The organism is Priestia sp. JSM ZJ58 (genome assembly GCF_044383985.1).
GTDB classification, from domain to species: Bacteria; Bacillota; Bacilli; order Bacillales; family Bacillaceae_H; genus Priestia; species Priestia zanthoxyli.
The window spans coordinates 18,603-35,570 of sequence record NZ_JBISEM010000001.1; the positions used below are offsets into that span (position 1 = coordinate 18,603).

Consider the following 16,968-nt stretch of genomic DNA (forward strand, 5'->3'; position numbering starts at 1 on the left):
TATTCGCTCACCGAGGTACGGTGAGCGATTTTTTATTTTGAAGTGAAGAGAGGAGCCATATTTATGGTGAATACATTAAAGCCTACAATTCTACATGAATTAACTGCATATATTGAACGTTTAAAAAAAGAATTTACGCAACTTGATTTTTCTTTGTATGAGGAAAAGGTTATTCAAACTGTTACAGTAAAGGAAAATATGACGGACGAAAAGGTTGCAAACGTACTAATTTTGGCAGCCCTAGAGCGTATTTCAATGGAAGAACCAGATTGGACGTACGTGGCGGCAGACGTCTACTTAAACGAACTATATCGAAAAGCAGCGGACAACCGAGGTTATGATAAAAAAGAGAAGTACGGTTCGTTTTATCAGCTTATTCAAGAACTAACAAAAATCGGCATTTATAATAAACAGCTATTAAAAACATATACAGAAGAAGAAATTAATGAAATTGCTTCAGTCATTATTCCTGAACGCGATCGTTTATTTACATACATTGGATTGCTGACATTAGCAGATCGCTATTTAGCGACATCACATGATAAGCGTGTATACGAATTACCGCAAGAACGTTTTCTTATCATTGCTATGACGCTGATGTCTCAAGAAAAGAAAGAAAATCGAACAGCATTAGTAAAAGAAGCGTACTGGGCGCTTTCTAGTCTATATATGACGGTTGCCACACCAACACTCTCAAACGCAGGAAAGAGCTACGGACAGCTATCTAGCTGCTTTATTGATACGATTGATGACAGCTTACGCGGTATTTATGATAGCAATACAGATTTGGCCACGCTTAGTAAAAATGGAGGCGGAATTGGTGTCTACCTCGGTCATATTAGAAGTCGAGGAAGTGATATAAAAGGTTTTAAAGGCGTATCATCAGGAACAATTCCATGGATGAAACAGCTAAATAATACGGCTGTAAGTGTCGATCAGCTAGGTCAACGACAAGGAGCTATTGCTGTATATTTAGATGTTTGGCATAAAGACATTTTTTCATTCTTAGACGCGCGTTTGAACAATGGTGATGAACGCCAGCGCACGCATGATTTATTCACTGGCGTATGTTTGCCAGATTTGTTTATGGAAAAAGTAGAAGCACGTGAAGACTGGCACTTATTCGATCCTCACGAAGTTCGTACGCTGATGGGCTACTCGTTAGAAGATTTTTATGATGAAGAAGAAGGCAGCGGTTCGTTCCGCACTCGTTACGCTGAGTGTGTAAACAATGAACAGCTTTCAAGAGAAACAGTGCCTGCTATTGAGATCTTCAAGCGCATTATGCTTTCGCAGCTTGAAACCGGAACTCCTTATATGTTCTATCGTGATACGGTTAACCGAGCTAATCAAAACCGACACGCGGGCATGATTTACTGCAGTAACTTATGTACAGAAATCACGCAAAACCAAAGTACAACGGTCGTAACAGAGGAAATTACGGAAGACGGAAAAATTATTATTACAAAGAATCCGGGCGATTTTGTTGTATGTAATCTTTCTTCTATTAACTTAGCGAGAGCCGTAACTGAAGATGTACTTGAACGTTTAATTCCAATTCAAGTACGCATGCTTGATAATGTTATTGAGTTAAATGATTTGCCGGTACTTCAAGCAAAGCTAACGAATCAAAAGTACCGCGCAGTAGGGCTTGGCACATTTGGCTGGAACCATTTGCTTGCCTTAAAGAAAATAGCATGGGAGACAGATGAAGCGGTAGCATATTGCGATGAATTGTATGAACAAATTTCTTACTTAACCGTGCAGGCAAGCATGAACTTAGCTAAAGAAAAAGGCGCATATCCATTATTTAAAGGCTCAGATTTTGAGTCAGGCGCTTATTTTGAAACACGTGAATACACGAGCGAAGCGTGGAGTGAACTGCGTAGCGAAGTTCAAAGCAATGGGATAAGAAATGGATATTTAATGGCTGTAGCACCTAATTCATCAACATCTATTATCGCGGGTTCTACGGCAAGTATTGATCCGATTTTCCGTAAGTTTTATTCAGAGGAAAAGAAAAACTATAAAATCCCAGTGACGGCACCAGATTTATCGCCAGCAACAAACTGGTATTATAAGTCCGTTTATTTAATTGATCAGCACTGGAGCATTAAGCAAAACGCCAAGCGCCAGCGTCATATTGATCAATCTATTTCATTCAATTTATATGTACAAAATGATATCCGAGCAAAAGAGCTGCTGGATCTTCATATGACGGCATGGAAAGAAAAATTAAAAACGACCTATTACGTACGTTCAACATCAAGTGAAGTCATTGAAGAATGTGAAAGCTGTCATAGTTAAAAGGAGTGAATAATTGATGACAAGCATGTTAAAACGAGAATTAATGAACGAAACAGCTCCGAACCGTTCGACAGGAATCATCAACGGCAAGAGCTCCAATATTCTAAACTGGGATGACGTCCGATTTTCATGGGCGTTCCCTAAATACAAGCGTATGCTAGCTAATTTCTGGACGCCGTTTGAAATTAATATGGGTCAAGATATTAAACAGTTCCCTCAGTTAACCGCTGACGAACAAGAGAGCTTTCTAAAAATTATTGGCCTGCTGGCGCTACTGGACAGTATTCAATCAGATTATGCTAGCAAAGTAGCTGACTATGTAACCGATTCTTCGATTAACGCTCTAATGATTATTTTAGCGCAGCAAGAAGTGGTTCATAATCATTCGTATTCATATGTTTTATCAAGTCTTGTACCAAAAGGAAAACAAGATGAAGTATTTGAATACTGGCGTACAGACGAAAAGCTTCGCGCACGAAATGACTTTATTACAAACGGATATAAAGCATTTAGCGAAGAAGCAACGGTTGAAAACTTTTTGAAGTCTATGGTATATGATGTTATTTTAGAAGGACTTTTCTTCTATAGCGGATTTGCGTTCTTCTATAATCTTGCGAGAAATCAAAAGATGGTGGCGACATCTACGATGATTAATTATATCAATCGTGATGAACAGCTTCACGTTGGGTTATTTGAAAAGATTTTCAAGGAAGTACTAAATGAAAATCCAGCTTATCGTACGGAGGAGCTAGAAACGTTTGTAGTTGAAACGTTCCAAGAGGCAGCTCGTCTTGAAATTGAATGGGCGGAATCTGTTATTGGAGAAAAATTCGACGGCATTACGATGAAAGAACTGCAGCAGTACATTGAATATATGGCGAATAAACGCTGTAATCAGTTAGGCTTCGGTCGAGCTGCTTTCCCAGAAGCACCGATTGAAAATCCTCTTCGTTGGATTATTGCTTATCAAGAGGTAGATTTAGGGAAAACCGATTTCTTTGAACAGAAATCACGACAATATACAAAAGCATCAGATGCAAATGGATTTGATGATTTATAAACACAAAAGCTGACTAATTTCCTTATTGATTAGTCAGCTTTTTTTAAGTGAATAAGTCCAAGTTCTAACGCACGTGTGGTAATTAAGTCATCAATTTCTTCTGGAATGTTTTCAAGTGTTCCCCATTTGTATGTCCATAAATGAGTAAATGATTGTACATAGATTGGAAAGGTTTGTTCATTTGCTTTTATGGCTTCTTCTTTAAAAAAATGAATCAGTTGTTCAGTCTTCATACTAGTCTCCTTTTTTATGATCTTGAAGAGAGAAAAAAGACAACCCAGAGGCTGTCCTTTTGCGGGTTACGCTTCAGTTGGCTTGAACGTTTTACAGTCTGTTTCATAGCTGCTTGCTGCATGTTTTCCGCTATGACTTACTACGTAAATTTCTTCTGCACTGCAGTGATTTCCATTTTTCCAAAAGTGACAGTTATTTACTTCACAAAGAATGTTTTGTTCCAACGTTAACCCTCCTTTGTATGTGATAGCTATAGTATGGTCAAAATTCAACTAACTTATAAGAAAGGTGGTAGACTTTCATTTTAATTGAGAATTTTTATCAATTAAACATTGACAAAGAGAATCATTCTCAATTAAACTGTATATATAGTAAAGAATACAGGTTGTTGTCAAATCATTAAATGAATAATTAATTGGGAGGGAACAAACATGTCATCAGTCATGGTTGTAGGAGGAGACAGGTTAAAGCATATTACAGATCGTCTAGCGGGAGAAGGGTTTAATGAAGTAATTCATTTAGATGGCCGTAAAAGCAATATGGTGAAGCGAGAAATTCCCGAACATATTGGGTTTGTATTAGTTATTACGGATTTTATTAATCACAATATGGCAAAAGTCATTAAAGAGAAAGCAAAAAAACAGCAAAAACCAATTTATTTCGTCAAACATTCATGGAGTGCTATTCGTAAAGTGATTGAGCAAATTTCATGATTTAATTTTTGATCATTATTGAGAATGAATTTCAATTAGGGTGGTGAGACATAGATGGAACCGATAAAAGTGCATATAAAGACACTCTCCAATAACCACATCGAACAATTTATTCGATGTCCGTACAAATTTTATCAGCAGCAGCTTCTTTTGAAAAAGACATCTATAGATTGGAAACAGCATGTTCAAGTAACCGTCCATCAAATCATTAAAACATACTATAGCAAGCCAGTTGAGTATCGCTCAAACCTCTATGTTTTACAGCTTATTGAAAAATATTGGCGCCTAAAGCCAAATATGTTTTCATCACCCATTCACTATTACGATGTGTTAGCTAAAGTAAGTGATTATTTACTGAGGTTTTTAGGCGAGAAAACACATGTGGAGCTACCACTTTTTGTGTTTGAAAAATACAGCGTTTATGTAGAAGAAATTCAAAGCAACCTTTCTCTGACCATTGATTTTGCTGCATGGACAGAGAAGTCTTATACGGTAACAAAATTCATTCTAGATGACCATGAAGAAGTGAAGAACGCAATGAAAGACTTTATTATCGTTTTTTCGAAACAAGCTTTTCAAAAGGTTCCTGAACAAATTCGTTTTTATTCATTATTAACCGGAGAAACAACAACTTATTATATTGCAACAGGCGATTATGAAAAGGCCATACTTCAACTACATATTGTCAAAAGTGTGTTAATGGAACCAAAACATTTTCAAAAGAACTATGCATCCAGTGAGTGTGAAAACTGTCCTCTTAAGCAAGAATGTGATGAAGAAGGGGATGTGCGGCCCACACTGCTGGTGTAAAGGAGCGTCATTTACATGAAGGAAATCTTACTAGCTTATGCGAGTATGTCAGGCAACACAGAAGCGATAGCCGATTTGATCGAAGAAGAATTAGTCAAGCATGGATTGCATGTGAAACGAGCAGAAGTATATGACATTGCTGCTTCGGACCTTGTATTGGCAGAATCTATTATCTTTGGAGCTTATACGTGGGGAGATGGAGAGCTGCCAGATGATTTTTTAGATCTTTATGATGAAATGGATGATATAGATCTCAGTCAAAAGCAGATGGCTGTATTTGGTTCAGGTGATTCATCATATGATGTTTTTTGCGGAGCAGTTGATTTAATTGAAGAAAAAATAAAGGGACGCAACGGAAATATAGCTGTTCCTGGTTTGAAAATCGAGCTTTCTCCCTTTGGAGAAGATGTAGAAAAATGTAAGGTATTTGCTAAAGACTTTGCTGAAGTAGTGGCAAAATCTGCTGCTTCATAAGAAAACCCGGTCAAGTGCTGACCGGGTTTTTAATATGGCTTCTTTTTGCTGTATTCTTTATTATCTTTCATAAATAGACGCCAGAAATAAAAGAATCCAGGAAATAAAATCGCAAAGCCAACAATATACACAATAAATAACGAATGGAACGCATCGGGATGTGTAAATCCATTCTCAATCGTTACGTTTGGATACACGACATACGGTAAATGACTTCGTCCGTATACGTAACTTGCTAAGAAATATTGAAGGACGATTGATACCACGGCTAAACGAGGCATTCCTTTTCCTTTTTGAGAAGGCAGCAGCAGAGCAATACCAGCTACTACAAATAGACCTACAGACCCGTAAAGAAGAGGCTTAAACTGCATCATTTTATCATATAACCAGCTGGCTTCTGATTGCATTGTAATCATAATAAAGATAGCCATTAGCAGTGAAAGAGGTCCTGTAATGAGCGCATCGCGCCGATAGACCGCATAAGCTTCCATTTCGTCAGATGACTTCGAGTAGTCTGCTAATAAAAGAGACGACAGAAACAGGGAAGAAGTAATGGCAAAACCAATAAATGAATAGACGTGCGGACTTGAAAACACTCTTGCTAAATTTAATCGCTGCGTTCCGTCAATTACATCAATAAATCCACCTTGACTTACGGGCAGTACGGCGATTAAAAAAGCGGGAATTAATACGCCAGATATACCAGATACGTAAACCAACGCTCTCCGATATTTGAAGCTGCCAGCATAGTGTGAAAACACTAAAAATCCGCTTCGAATAGATAAGAGAAGTAAAATGATACTCCCCGGTACTAGTAGCACTGTTCCAAGCGTAAATGTAGCTCGCGGAAAAAAGCTAAACAGCGCAACAACAATCGCAACGATAAATACATTGGTTACTTCCCAAGTAGGCGATAGATATCTGTTTGCTACATCTGTAGCATTTGTTTTCGTACGGTTAATATAGACCATCGACCAAAAACCAGCTCCAAAGTCCATCGTTCCCATTACAGCATAGATAAAAATGAAGCCCCATATTACAGTAATTGCTAGTAATGAATCACCCATATTCTCACATCCTTTTTAATCTGCTTGCGCAGCAAGCTCTTTAGAAAGCGGATTTCGTCTAAAATAAAACACCAGTACAAGGGCGACTGCGGCCACGAGTACGATATAAACAAGCAAAAACAAGAAAAATAAAATATGCAAATTAGCAGAAGTAGTAACGGCTTCTGATGTACGCATGATGCGGTAAATGACCCAGGGTTGTCTGCCTGTACATGCGAAAATCCATCCGAATTCAATGCCCATGATCGCGAGAGGGCCCGTTGCGACAAATGCCCACATGAAAACTTTAGGGAAGCTTTTCTTCTTTAAAAACTTGTACCAAACAACGCCCACTAGCGCCACTAAAATTAAAATCGATCCGATAATGACCATACCGTTAAACAAGGTATGCACAAAAAGCGGCGGCCAATAATCTCTAGGGAAGTCATTGAGTCCAGTAATCACTGTATTAAAGCTATTACCCGACAAGAAGCTGAGCATCCATGGAAACTCAATGCCATACTTGACTCGCTGTTCTTTTTCATCTGTAAATCCGCCTAAAGCTAATGGCGCATGATCTTGCGTTTCAAATAGACCTTCAGCTGCTGCAAGTTTTTCGGGTTGATATTCGTATACTTTTTGCATCGATTCATGTCCATTCAAAGCTGTTACAAAAGAAAAAATCCCGCCGATTACTAATCCCATCATCAATGCTTTATGATGAAATTTATATTCTCTTGGATTATGTTTTCGCGCACGAAGCATTTTAAAGGCAGCGACTGAAGCAATGACAAAGCCTCCGGTTGTATAAGCAGAAACGGCTACGTGACCGGACGTTACAAAGAAACTCGGATTAAAGAAAGCTGCCCAAGGATCTACGCTTACAATTTCGCCATTTAAAATTCGAAAGCCAGCAGGTGTTCCTTCAAATGCGTGCACGTTTGTAATTAAAACGGCAGAGGCAAGAGCGCCTATTGCTACTAAAATGAGACTGATAATCCTCATTTTTCGAGAAATACGGTCCGCTGCGTATACGTAAATAGAGAGAAAAAGAGCCTCAATAAAGAAAGCATAAATTTCAATTTGAAAAGGAAGAGCCATCACTTTTCCTACGATTTCCATAAAACCCGGCCAAAGCAACGCTAATTGCACACCAGCAATCGTTCCCGTAGGAATAGCGACTCCAAGCAGGACAGCAGCTCCTTTTGTCCAGCGCTGTGCCATAAGTTCATAATCTTTATCTTTTGTTTTGTAGTAAAGAATTTCAGCCAATAAAATCATGAGAGGAATGCCGACGCCAAGAGTGGCAAAAATGATATGTACTCCCATGTTCAGACCAAACATTGAACGTGCAGTAACTAAATGATCCATTCATTTTTCAACCTTTCCAGTAAAGTATTGATAAACCTTATTGTCCACTTTTTACCACGCTTTATGCATCAGAATTGGTAAAACATATAACTTGAAAATAGTAATCATTACGATTATAATGAGTATATATTGTTTTAAAGGAGAGATATTTAATGAAAACAAATATTCATCCAGACTATCGTAAAGTTGTATTTATGGATACAAATAGCGGAACATCATTTTTATCAGGATCTACAAAACAATCAAATGAGACCGTTCAATGGGAAGATGGCAACACATATCCGCTCTTAAAAGTTGAAATTAGTTCGGATACACATCCATTTTATACAGGAAAACAAAAATTTGCTGATAAAGGCGGCCGTGTGGAACGCTTTAAGCAAAAATATAAATTACAATAAAAAAACTAGCCGAGAGGCTAGTTTTTTTATTAATATAATGCTTTTTTCAACGTATCAATGTTGTGTTGCATAATGGAGAAATAATCTTCTTTATTTTTAACATCGTTTTTCGTTAATGACTCTAAGTTATGAAGTGTTAAAGCTTGAGCTCCCACTTCATTTTTTACAAGTGTAGACACTTTAGGCTTTAAATTTTGGTCAAAGATAAAGTATTTGATATGGTCTTTTTTTGCTTGTTTTACGATGTTTTCTAATTGTTTTTGAGACGGCTCATTTGTAGGAGATAAACCCGCTACGCTAATTTGCTTTAATCCGTATCGTTTTTCCCAGTAGCCGTAGGCTGCATGTGATACTAAAATTTCTTTATGAGGTGCGTCGCCAATCGTTGTTTTTAACTCTTGGTTCACATCTTCAAGCTGAGTCTTTAAGGATTGGAAGTTCTTTTCAAATTCTGCTTTTTTATCTGGTTTTAATTCAACAAGTTCATTTTTAATATTTTCTGCTAATTGAATAGCTAAAATAGGATCAAGCCAAACGTGAGGGTCTGTATCTCCGTGGTGATGCTCTTCTTCATGTGCATGTTCGTCCTCATGGGCATGCTCATCTTCAGAACTCTTTGCTAGTTCAATTCCTTTTGCAGCTTCTACTAAAGCGACATCTTCATTCTTTAGCGTAGACTGTGCTTTATCTGCAAAGCCTTCAAGCCCAATTCCTGAGTAAACGAATGCGTCCGCGTTTGCGATTTTGACCATTGTTTTTGTGGTAGGTTCAAATGAGTGAGCATCTACACCTGTTGGTAAAATGCTTTTAGCTTCTACATATTTTCCACCGATTTTTTCAGTGAAATCCTGTAAAGGGTAAATTGTTGTGTAAACTTCTAATTTTTTATTTTTATTATCAGATGCGTTATTTGCACTGCTTGAACTGCACCCTGCAAGGGCTGTTCCAATTCCTAATGCCAGCACCATTAAAAGTGGTTTGAATTTCATTATGTTGCTCCTTCCGTTCGTATCGTAACCATTTATGACCTATGTTATTATATCGTAATTATTACGATTTGAAAACTAAAAATTTACGCACTTACTGTAAACTTAGGAAGGGGGTCTTTGAAAGTAGCCCAATCTTGATTCATTTCCTCATTTGTCAGCAAACAGTGGTCTAAAGTTTCAATTATTTCAGCTTTGTTCATATCAATACCAATGAATACAAGCTCGTTAATACGGTCTCCAAATTGTTCATCCCATTTTGCTCGTAATTCAGGTTCTTCCTTTAAGGTTTGTTCCCTTTCCTCTGCTGTGTACGTTGCGACCCATTCACCCGCTCCTTGAATCATAATGGACGTACCTGCTTGAGAAAGAAGTCCTGCCATATGGTTACGTGAAGCAAGCCAGAAAAATCCTTTTGCACGTACAATATCAACCGGCCAGTCCTCTAACCATTTCATAAAGCGTTCAGGATGAAGGGGACGATTCCTTCTATATACAAAAGAAGAAATACCAAACTCTTCTGTTTCAGGCGTATGGTGTTCTTCATTTAATTCTTTAATCCATCCGGCTCCTTGACTAGCTTTTTCAAAGTCGAATAAGTCGGTATGAAGTATGGTTTCAAGTTTTACCTCACTATTAATTGTTTGGATAACAGTGGCCTCTGAGTTTAATTTGTGAAGAACAGCCTGCAGCTCATCTGCATCATCTTTTGTTAACAAATCAACTTTGTTTAATAAAATGACGTTTGCAAATTCAATTTGATCGATTAATAAATCAACCACTTCTCTTTTATCGTTTTCATCCGTTCCTTCTTTGCGGTCTAATAAGCTTTCGCCTGATGAAAAGTCTTCCCAAAAGCGATTAGCATCTACTACAGTGACCATCGTATCTAATGAACATTTCTGAGTTAAATCAATGCCAAGCTCTTCATCAATATAAGTAAATGTTTGAGCAACAGGGATAGGTTCGCTGATTCCGGAAGATTCAATGACAATATAATCAATATCATCATTGTCAGCGAGGCGTTCTACCTCTTTCATTAAATCATCTCGAAGCGTACAGCAAATACAGCCATTTTGCATTTCAACAAGTTTTTCTTCTGTTCGAGAAAATCCGCCTTGTTTAACTAAGTCTGCATCAATATTTACTTCGCTCATGTCATTGACAATGACCGCGACCTTTAAACCTTCTTTATTTTTTAAAATATGGTTCAAAAGAGTTGTTTTACCTGACCCAAGGTATCCGCTTAAAACGGTAACGGGAATTTTTTTCACTGTTATAACCTACTTTCTTGTCTTCAAATAATAATGATTACGATTTAACACTTTTCATCTTATAGGAAAAAGTATTATAATACAAGAAAGAATTTTTTTTATGAAGGAGAAGACAGCAAATGAGCTTATTACAAGATGTTTTAGAATTCAACAAAAAATTTGTAGAAGAAAAGAAGTATGAACTTTACGAAACAAGCAAATTCCCTAATAAAAAAATGGTTATTTTATCGTGTATGGACACAAGATTGGTAGAATTGCTTCCGCACGCTTTAAATCTGCGTAACGGAGACGTGAAAATTGTTAAAAATGCAGGAGCACTTGTTTCACATCCATTTGGAAGTATTATGCGAAGCATTTTAGTAGCTGTGTACGAGCTACAAGCTGATGAGGTATGTGTAATTGGTCACCATGACTGCGGAGCAGGTAAACTTCAGGCGGAACCTTTTTTAGAGAAAGTAAGAGCAAAAGGCATCTCAGATGAAGTGATTAATACCATTGAATATTCTATGGACTTGAAAAAATGGTTAACGGGTTTTGATTCAGTAGAAGAGACTGTTCAGCATAGTGTAGAGACAATTCGTAATCATCCTCTATTTTCAAAAGATACTCCTGTACATGGACTAGTTATTGATCCAAATACAGGAAAGCTAGATGTTGTTGTAAATGGGTATGAAGCAATCGAAAACAACTAAAGCTTAGTGTAATTTTTTCTCAGGTACTTCATCGATGCCACCCGGATGGAACGGGTGGCATTTTAAAATGCGTTTTATAGTCAAATAAGATCCCTTTACGGCACCAAAGCGTTTAATGGATTCAACTCCGTACTGGGAGCAAGTAGGGTAAAACCGGCACCTTGCCGGAAGAAAAGGCGAAATTCCTTTTTGATATCCTTTTATAAGTAAAAGCAAAAGCTTTGCAATCATTTATTATCACGTTCTTTCTTTCGTGTTTGCTCATACTATAAGGGATAGAAGGAATAAAAAGCAACTAAAAGAAATAAAGGTTATTAAATGGATGAAATATATCGGAATTGCATGTTATGATAGGTGAAAGAAGAAAAAAGGAGTGGTATTATGCCATCAGTAGAAAGTTTTGAGCTAGATCATAATGCGGTTAAAGCACCTTACGTAAGACACTGCGGTGTTCACAAAGTGGGAAGCGACGGCGTTGTAAATAAATTCGATATTCGTTTTTGCCAACCAAACAAACAAGCAATGAAGCCGGACGTTATTCATACGTTAGAGCATTTATTAGCTTTTAATATTCGTACTCATGTAGAAAAATACGATCACTTTGATATTATTGATATTTCGCCTATGGGATGTCAAACGGGATACTACTTAGTAGTGAGCGGCGAGCCAACTGTACGTGAAATCATTGACTTGTTAGACGATACGTTAAAAGATGCAATTAATATTACTGAAATTCCAGCAGCAAACGAAAAGCAGTGTGGTCAAGCGAAACTTCACGATTTAGAAGGAGCAAAACGCTTAATGAAGTTCTGGTTAGAACAGGACAAAGAAGATTTAGAAAAAGTATTTGGCTAAAAATAAGCAGTCCGCTGGGCTGCTTATTTTATTTGGAAAAGATAAATGATTAAAGAAAGGGAAATGTCTCTTTTTATGAAAAAAATGTTTTAATCAACTAAAAAAGGGTACAACTATACTATACAAAGAGTTCACAAAGGAGCGAAAAACATGGCAGAAAATGTAAATGAAATTGTTAATAAACAAGTGGCAAACTTTAGTGTAATGTACATAAAACTTCATAATTTTCATTGGTACGTGAAAGGTGAACAATTCTTCACTCTTCATGAAAAGTTTGAAGAGCTGTATACGGAAACAGCTACAATTATTGATGACCTTGCAGAACGCCTCTTAGCATTAGAAGGAAAACCTGTGGCAACAATGAAAGAATCGTTAGAACTTTCTTCTATTAAAGAAGCGGATGGAAGCGAAACGGCTAAAGACATGGTTGCTTCTTTAGTAAGCGATTTTGATACGCTAACTGCTGAATTAAAAGAAGGAATGGATGCAGCCGGTGAAGCGGGCGACGAAACAACAGGAGACATGCTGTTAGCCATTCATCAAAGCTTAGAAAAACATACGTGGATGTTAAAATCATTCCTAGGCAAGTAAGTAAAACCTGCGAGTACTCGCAGGTTTTTTTTATGATAAGATGGACGAACACTTTTTTTTCACTGGCATATACTGTAGGGATATGACTGCTTATGACTGCTGAAAGGGTGAAAAAAGTGGATATGCAGAAGCTTTCTGTCTTAATAATCTCAAGTTTAGGTTCACTGGCTTTTTTTTTATTTGGAGAGTGGGACTATTTACTAATGGCTTTAGTAGCATTAGTGGCAATGGATTACTTGACGGGTACAATTGCAGCTTTTATAAATAAACGTTTATCTAGCAAAGTAGGTTTTAAAGGAATTGCCAAAAAGATTTTTATTTTTGCCATGATTGCTGTAGCAAACTTTATCGATTCTGTATTTTGGGAAAACGGTCATATTATTCGAGATGGAGCTATTTTGTTCTATATTTTAAACGAAATGATTTCAATTACAGAAAACGCAAGAATTGTAGGGGTTCCGATTCCAGAGCCGTTAAAAAAAGCAATAGCGATTTTAAAAGACCGCTTTAAATCGTAGAGTGTATAAAAAAAGAATAAGATACACATAAGAAAGATAAGTTGGCACTAGAAAGAAGGAGCTGAATATCTTTCATGACAAAAAAATATTATGTATCTCTGAGTTCAGGAGAAATCAATCAGTCAAATACTGCTTCAGATTGGAATTATGCGATTGAAGCAACAGATGAAGAAGTGGAGCAGCTGAGAATCTATTTAGATCAGCGCGCTTCAAGCGATTGGTCAAGCTTTTGGCGATCACATATTCCGTATCTGGAATATCATCATGATTCTCAAAATGATATGTACGATAAAACAACAGTTGAGATATATGCCATGCTTTATAAGCTGGGAGACGATGAAACAAAATCACATATCAAACAGATGAATATTTTATCTTCAGATAGAACGGAATAAGGGGTAAAAAGCAAAGAAAAAAAGTACGAGCATACTTTTCTTATCAGGTATGGCCGTAATGTATGATAAAATAAGGGAAAAATCAAATGGAGTTTGAGTCGACCATGTACACATTTAAGGATGCATATCATAATCAAGTATTTTTATCATTTGAAAAAAATCCATTCTCGAAAACTCCACGTCATGTTTGGGTCGTATGCAGGTATGAAAATCAATGGTTGCTAACGAATCACTCAAAACGAGGTTTAGAATTTCCCGGAGGAAAACTAGAAGGCAATGAAGTACCAGAAGAAGCAGCGGTTCGAGAAGTGTTTGAAGAAACAGGCGGAGAAGTCTCTTCTTTAACTTATATTGGTCAATATAAAGTAGTAAGTAAAGGAAAGACTATTATTAAAAACATTTATTTTGCTACGATTGGAAATGTAATTAAAAAAGAAGACTACATGGAAACAGATGGTCCCGTAATGATTGACGAACTACCTTCGGGCATTCAACAAGATGATGCGTACAGCTTCATCATGAAAGATAATGTTTTACAATATGTAATGAAATATGTAAAGCGAACATTTTTGTAAAAGCATCATATCAACGAAAATACCCCCGTTTGTACGGGGGTATTTTTTATGAGCGTCGGATCAATTTCTTTTCTAAATAAGCCACGCCTTGGTACATAATCGTAGCGAAAATGGCAATTAATAATAAGCTGAGAAGAACAAGAGTAAAGTTGAAGACTTGGAAACCATAAATAATCATATATCCAAGCCCTTTTGAAGAAACTAAAAATTCTCCTACGATGACGCCTACCCAAGATAAACCGACGTTTACTTTAAATGTGGAAATAATGGCAGGCATGGAAGCTGGAAGAATTGCTTCTTTAAAACAGCGGGTTTTCGTTGCCCCGAAGCTTTTTAGTAATTTAATATAGTTTGGATCCACTTCTTTAAAGGCTGTGTAAACGACGATGGATGTAATAATAACGGATATAATCGCTCCCATCGTTAAAATTGAGAAAAATCCTGGACCGATCGCTACTATTAAAATAGGGCCCAGCGCTACTTTAGGCATGGCGTTTAAAATAACGAGGTAAGGGTCTAATATGTTTGCAAGCCTAGTTGAATACCAAAGGGCCGTTGCAAGTAAAATACCTAGCAATGTGCCTAAAATGAAGCCAAGAACCGTTTCAAATAATGTAAAACCAATATGTTCTGCTAGCGAGCCGTCGGCAAGTTTAATTAAAAATAAATGCCACACTTTAGTAGGGGAACTGAAAATTAAAGGATCAATCCACTTTAAACGAGAAGCTAGTTCCCAGAAGCTAAAAAAGGCTAAAAAAATGACCATCTGCACGCTCAGTACTAATCGTTTTTCGCCCCGAACCTTGCGAAGGTAGCTTTCGTGAAGAGTATCTAGGGAGCTAGTGGGTTTCAAGTTGATCAAGCTCCTTCCATATGTCCATAAATAAATCGTTATAGACAGGATGCTGTCGTGCTTCAAACGGAGAGAGGGTTCGTAAAATAGAAGGAACCGTAAATGTTTTTGCGATCTTCCCCGGCTTGGCTGAGAATAAAAAGATTCGGCTGCTCATAGCAATGGCTTCGCCGATATCGTGCGTGACCAAAACGGCCGTTTTTTGATAGGTCATCAGTGTTTTGGAGACAAGTTCTTCAAGCTTGAGTTTTGTTTGAAAATCAAGTGCTGAAAAAGGCTCATCCAAGAGTAAAATAGCGGGGTCAATGGCAAGTGTTCGGACTAAAGCGACGCGTTGTCTCATGCCTCCGGATAACTGGTGCGGATATAGGTCATCTACGTCCTGTAAACCAATTTCTTTTAGAAGTGAAAGTGCTTTACTCTCTGTTTTATCTGTTAGCTGTCCGCGAATTTCAAGCCCAAGTAAAATATTTTCTTTAATGGTTTTCCACGGAAACAAATAATCTTGTTGAAGCATATAACCGATGTTTGGGACTGATGTTCCGATATTTTCACCGTCTATTGTGACAGAGCCGGACGTTGGTTCAATCAAGCCTGCAATAATCGATAGAAGCGTCGTTTTTCCACATCCGCTTGGGCCGAGAAAGGAAACGAATTCTCCTTCTTCAATAGACAAATTAATATGTTCAAGTGCAGTGGTAGCAGACTTTGTCGTAAGGTACATATGTTGAATATCTTGAATGTGAAGTTTTGTCATATTACTCCCTCATTGCATCTTTTGCGAATTTTGTGTTGACTAGCTTGCTGTGATCAATGTGTCTTGGAAGTTCTCCAGATTCGTCCATGATTGTTTGTAAATGATCCCACTCTTTCTCATCTAATAAAGGGTTAGTTGCAAAGGATTTTTGCGATTTATAGCGGTCAATAACAGTTTTTAGCGTGTCTTTAGGTGTATCTTCAAAATACGGTGCAACCACTTCAGCAATTTCATCTGTGCTATGTGTATTCACCCATTTTTGTGCTTTGTAAATAGCTCGAGTAAATTTAGCTGCTGCTTCAGGGTTATCTTTTAAATAGCTTTCTTTGGCCATAAATGTTGTATAAGGAACTGTTCCTGATTCTTTTCCGAAGGAAGCAACGATATGTCCTTTTCCTTGTTTCTCTAAAATACTAGCCGTTGGCTCAAATAATTGAACGTAATCTCCAGTACCAGAAGCAAAAGCATTCGCAACGTTAGCAAAATCAATGTTCTGAACGAGTTTTACATCTTTTTTAGGATCAATATTATGCTGTTTTAACACATATTCCCCTACCATTTGCGGCATGCCGCCTTTGCGTTGACCAAGAAACGTTTTGCCTTTAAGCTGATCCCATGAAAATTGATCGACCTTTTTACGTGCTACTAGAAATGTTCCGTCGGTTTGGGTTAGCTGTGCAAAGTTGATGACGGGATCACTAGACCCTTGTGCATATACGTAGATTGACGTTTCCGAGCCGACTAAGGCGACGTCGATGCCATCAGATAAAAGTGACGTCATTGTCTTATCTCCGCCCCAAGTTGTTTTTAAATCTACCTTTAGTCCTTCTTCTTCAAAAAAGCCTTTTGAAATAGCGACGTACTGGGGAGCATAAAAGATAGAGCGAGTTACTTCGCCGACACGAACCGTTTGTACAGATGTTGTTTTGCTGCAGCTAATTAGTGGAATGAGTAAAATCATAATAGCAAGCAAAGAAAAAAGCCATTTAATTGGTTTCATAAAGCAAACCTCCTTAAAGTAATAAAATATTTTATGATAATGTATGTAAAGAAGTGGAA

22 protein-coding genes are annotated in these 16,968 nt (G+C 37.4%); 12 read left to right on the plus strand and 10 right to left on the minus strand.

All coding sequences use genetic code 11. The features are described 5' to 3' along the window. Positions 1-63: 63 nt before the first annotated feature. Positions 64-2,307, plus strand: a complete 2,244-nt coding sequence (locus ACH6EI_RS00085) for a ribonucleoside-diphosphate reductase subunit alpha (RefSeq protein WP_028411864.1) — start codon at positions 64-66, stop codon at positions 2,305-2,307. A gap of 16 nt (positions 2,308-2,323) precedes the next feature. Next, positions 2,324-3,367, plus strand: coding sequence for a ribonucleotide-diphosphate reductase subunit beta (locus ACH6EI_RS00090; protein WP_013059560.1), 1,044 nt, complete (start codon positions 2,324-2,326; stop codon positions 3,365-3,367). Between the two features lie 29 nt (positions 3,368-3,396). On the opposite strand, the gene ACH6EI_RS00095 is transcribed toward ACH6EI_RS00090, so the two are convergent. Together ACH6EI_RS00095 and ACH6EI_RS00100 are read right to left on the minus strand one after the other, a co-directional pair. Beyond that, positions 3,397-3,600 (minus strand): hypothetical protein, encoded by a 204-nt coding sequence (locus ACH6EI_RS00095; RefSeq protein WP_013059559.1) that lies wholly within the window; start codon positions 3,598-3,600, stop codon positions 3,397-3,399. A 66-nt stretch (positions 3,601-3,666) separates the two neighbouring features. Further along, the gene (locus ACH6EI_RS00100; protein WP_013059558.1) at positions 3,667-3,825 is read right to left on the minus strand and encodes a DUF1540 domain-containing protein; all 159 of its coding nucleotides are present in this window, start codon (positions 3,823-3,825) and stop codon (positions 3,667-3,669) included. 207 nt (positions 3,826-4,032) lie between these two features. Between ACH6EI_RS00100 and ACH6EI_RS00105 the strand changes: the two genes are divergently transcribed. Genes ACH6EI_RS00105 through ACH6EI_RS00115 form a run of 3 tightly spaced genes read left to right on the plus strand, consistent with a single transcriptional unit; the run spans position 4,033 to position 5,598 of the window. Further along, on the plus strand, positions 4,033-4,314 hold the full coding sequence (locus ACH6EI_RS00105; protein ID WP_028411863.1) for a DUF2325 domain-containing protein: 282 nt from the start codon (positions 4,033-4,035) through the stop codon (positions 4,312-4,314). 54 nt (positions 4,315-4,368) lie between these two features. Next, on the plus strand, positions 4,369-5,124 hold the full coding sequence (locus ACH6EI_RS00110) for a hypothetical protein (RefSeq protein WP_223546271.1): 756 nt from the start codon (positions 4,369-4,371) through the stop codon (positions 5,122-5,124). 15 nt (positions 5,125-5,139) lie between these two features. Continuing rightward, on the plus strand, positions 5,140-5,598 hold the full coding sequence (locus ACH6EI_RS00115; protein ID WP_028411861.1) for a flavodoxin: 459 nt from the start codon (positions 5,140-5,142) through the stop codon (positions 5,596-5,598). A gap of 29 nt (positions 5,599-5,627) precedes the next feature. Here ACH6EI_RS00115 and ACH6EI_RS00120 read toward each other — a convergent pair whose 3' ends face one another. Together ACH6EI_RS00120 and ACH6EI_RS00125 are read right to left on the minus strand one after the other, a co-directional pair. Beyond that, entirely contained in the window at positions 5,628-6,665 is a 1,038-nt protein-coding gene (locus ACH6EI_RS00120; protein ID WP_028411860.1) for a cytochrome d ubiquinol oxidase subunit II, read from the minus strand. Between the two features lie 15 nt (positions 6,666-6,680). Further along, positions 6,681-8,015 carry a cytochrome ubiquinol oxidase subunit I gene (locus tag ACH6EI_RS00125; protein WP_028411859.1) on the minus strand — a complete coding sequence of 445 codons (1,335 nt, stop codon included), beginning with the start codon at positions 8,013-8,015 and terminating at the stop codon, positions 6,681-6,683. A 152-nt stretch (positions 8,016-8,167) separates the two neighbouring features. Between ACH6EI_RS00125 and ACH6EI_RS00130 the strand changes: the two genes are divergently transcribed. After that, the gene (locus ACH6EI_RS00130; RefSeq protein ID WP_013059552.1) at positions 8,168-8,413 is read left to right on the plus strand and encodes a type B 50S ribosomal protein L31; all 246 of its coding nucleotides are present in this window, start codon (positions 8,168-8,170) and stop codon (positions 8,411-8,413) included. Between the two features lie 29 nt (positions 8,414-8,442). Here ACH6EI_RS00130 and ACH6EI_RS00135 read toward each other — a convergent pair whose 3' ends face one another. Next, positions 8,443-9,402 carry a metal ABC transporter solute-binding protein, Zn/Mn family gene (locus ACH6EI_RS00135; RefSeq protein WP_028411857.1) on the minus strand — a complete coding sequence of 320 codons (960 nt, stop codon included), beginning with the start codon at positions 9,400-9,402 and terminating at the stop codon, positions 8,443-8,445. 83 nt (positions 9,403-9,485) lie between these two features. Then, complete coding sequence (locus tag ACH6EI_RS00140; protein ID WP_098999247.1) at positions 9,486-10,673, minus strand: GTP-binding protein; 1,188 nt, start codon at positions 10,671-10,673, stop codon at positions 9,486-9,488. 119 nt (positions 10,674-10,792) lie between these two features. Here ACH6EI_RS00140 and ACH6EI_RS00145 point away from each other — a divergent pair, with 119 nt between their 5' ends. Then, the gene (locus ACH6EI_RS00145; RefSeq protein ID WP_028411855.1) at positions 10,793-11,365 is read left to right on the plus strand and encodes a beta-class carbonic anhydrase; all 573 of its coding nucleotides are present in this window, start codon (positions 10,793-10,795) and stop codon (positions 11,363-11,365) included. Between the two features lie 3 nt (positions 11,366-11,368). Here ACH6EI_RS00145 and yidD read toward each other — a convergent pair whose 3' ends face one another. Beyond that, on the minus strand, positions 11,369-11,596 hold the full coding sequence (gene yidD, locus ACH6EI_RS00150) for a membrane protein insertion efficiency factor YidD (RefSeq protein WP_098112337.1): 228 nt from the start codon (positions 11,594-11,596) through the stop codon (positions 11,369-11,371). Positions 11,597-11,746: 150 nt separating this feature from the next. Here yidD and ACH6EI_RS00155 point away from each other — a divergent pair, with 150 nt between their 5' ends. The 5 genes from ACH6EI_RS00155 (at position 11,747) to ytkD (ending at position 14,299) form a co-directional block, all read left to right on the plus strand. Next, positions 11,747-12,220: an S-ribosylhomocysteine lyase gene (locus ACH6EI_RS00155; protein WP_013059547.1), complete on the plus strand. Its 474-nt coding sequence runs from the start codon at positions 11,747-11,749 to the stop codon at positions 12,218-12,220. A 150-nt stretch (positions 12,221-12,370) separates the two neighbouring features. Next, positions 12,371-12,811 carry a Dps family protein gene (locus tag ACH6EI_RS00160; RefSeq protein WP_339996966.1) on the plus strand — a complete coding sequence of 147 codons (441 nt, stop codon included), beginning with the start codon at positions 12,371-12,373 and terminating at the stop codon, positions 12,809-12,811. A gap of 92 nt (positions 12,812-12,903) precedes the next feature. After that, positions 12,904-13,329, plus strand: coding sequence for a phage holin family protein (locus tag ACH6EI_RS00165; protein WP_014457957.1), 426 nt, complete (start codon positions 12,904-12,906; stop codon positions 13,327-13,329). Between the two features lie 74 nt (positions 13,330-13,403). Beyond that, a complete protein-coding gene (locus ACH6EI_RS00170; RefSeq protein ID WP_028411854.1) occupies positions 13,404-13,724 on the plus strand; it encodes a hypothetical protein in 321 nt (106 codons plus the stop codon). Between the two features lie 104 nt (positions 13,725-13,828). Continuing rightward, complete coding sequence (gene ytkD, locus ACH6EI_RS00175) at positions 13,829-14,299, plus strand: RNA deprotection pyrophosphohydrolase (RefSeq protein WP_013059543.1); 471 nt, start codon at positions 13,829-13,831, stop codon at positions 14,297-14,299. 46 nt (positions 14,300-14,345) lie between these two features. Here the strand turns inward: ytkD and ACH6EI_RS00180 are convergent, their stop codons facing one another. From ACH6EI_RS00180 to ACH6EI_RS00190, 3 genes are all read right to left on the minus strand, one after another. Then, entirely contained in the window at positions 14,346-15,065 is a 720-nt protein-coding gene (locus ACH6EI_RS00180; RefSeq protein WP_223269001.1) for an ABC transporter permease, read from the minus strand. Between the two features lie 73 nt (positions 15,066-15,138). After that, entirely contained in the window at positions 15,139-15,909 is a 771-nt protein-coding gene (locus ACH6EI_RS00185; protein WP_028411852.1) for an ABC transporter ATP-binding protein, read from the minus strand. A 1-nt stretch (position 15,910) separates the two neighbouring features. Next, positions 15,911-16,909, minus strand: a complete 999-nt coding sequence (locus ACH6EI_RS00190) for an ABC transporter substrate-binding protein (protein WP_028411851.1) — start codon at positions 16,907-16,909, stop codon at positions 15,911-15,913. Between the last annotated feature and the right edge of the window lie 59 nt (positions 16,910-16,968).

Bases quoted from the DNA above. Each gene is read 5' to 3' on its own strand.
- ACH6EI_RS00125 (WP_028411859.1), bottom strand. From the start codon at position 8,015: ATGGATCATTTAGTTACTGCACGTTCAATGTTTGGTCTGAACATGGGA.
- ACH6EI_RS00180 (WP_223269001.1), bottom strand. From the start codon at position 15,065: ATGGTCATTTTTTTAGCCTTTTTTAGCTTCTGGGAACTAGCTTCTCGT.
- ACH6EI_RS00120 (WP_028411860.1), bottom strand. From the start codon at position 6,665: ATGGGTGATTCATTACTAGCAATTACTGTAATATGGGGCTTCATTTTT.
- ACH6EI_RS00165 (WP_014457957.1), top strand. From the start codon at position 12,904: ATGACTGCTGAAAGGGTGAAAAAAGTGGATATGCAGAAGCTTTCTGTC.
- ACH6EI_RS00110 (WP_223546271.1), top strand. From the start codon at position 4,369: ATGGAACCGATAAAAGTGCATATAAAGACACTCTCCAATAACCACATC.
- ACH6EI_RS00095 (WP_013059559.1), bottom strand. From the start codon at position 3,600: ATGAAGACTGAACAACTGATTCATTTTTTTAAAGAAGAAGCCATAAAA.
- ACH6EI_RS00135 (WP_028411857.1), bottom strand. From the start codon at position 9,402: ATGAAATTCAAACCACTTTTAATGGTGCTGGCATTAGGAATTGGAACA.
- ACH6EI_RS00090 (WP_013059560.1), top strand. From the start codon at position 2,324: ATGACAAGCATGTTAAAACGAGAATTAATGAACGAAACAGCTCCGAAC.
- yidD (WP_098112337.1), bottom strand. From the start codon at position 11,596: ATGATTGCAAAGCTTTTGCTTTTACTTATAAAAGGATATCAAAAAGGA.
- ytkD (WP_013059543.1), top strand. From the start codon at position 13,829: ATGTACACATTTAAGGATGCATATCATAATCAAGTATTTTTATCATTT.
- ACH6EI_RS00115 (WP_028411861.1), top strand. From the start codon at position 5,140: ATGAAGGAAATCTTACTAGCTTATGCGAGTATGTCAGGCAACACAGAA.
- ACH6EI_RS00185 (WP_028411852.1), bottom strand. From the start codon at position 15,909: ATGACAAAACTTCACATTCAAGATATTCAACATATGTACCTTACGACA.
- ACH6EI_RS00130 (WP_013059552.1), top strand. From the start codon at position 8,168: ATGAAAACAAATATTCATCCAGACTATCGTAAAGTTGTATTTATGGAT.
- ACH6EI_RS00105 (WP_028411863.1), top strand. From the start codon at position 4,033: ATGTCATCAGTCATGGTTGTAGGAGGAGACAGGTTAAAGCATATTACA.
- ACH6EI_RS00170 (WP_028411854.1), top strand. From the start codon at position 13,404: ATGACAAAAAAATATTATGTATCTCTGAGTTCAGGAGAAATCAATCAG.
- ACH6EI_RS00160 (WP_339996966.1), top strand. From the start codon at position 12,371: ATGGCAGAAAATGTAAATGAAATTGTTAATAAACAAGTGGCAAACTTT.
- ACH6EI_RS00085 (WP_028411864.1), top strand. From the start codon at position 64: ATGGTGAATACATTAAAGCCTACAATTCTACATGAATTAACTGCATAT.
- ACH6EI_RS00145 (WP_028411855.1), top strand. From the start codon at position 10,793: ATGAGCTTATTACAAGATGTTTTAGAATTCAACAAAAAATTTGTAGAA.
- ACH6EI_RS00155 (WP_013059547.1), top strand. From the start codon at position 11,747: ATGCCATCAGTAGAAAGTTTTGAGCTAGATCATAATGCGGTTAAAGCA.
- ACH6EI_RS00190 (WP_028411851.1), bottom strand. From the start codon at position 16,909: ATGAAACCAATTAAATGGCTTTTTTCTTTGCTTGCTATTATGATTTTA.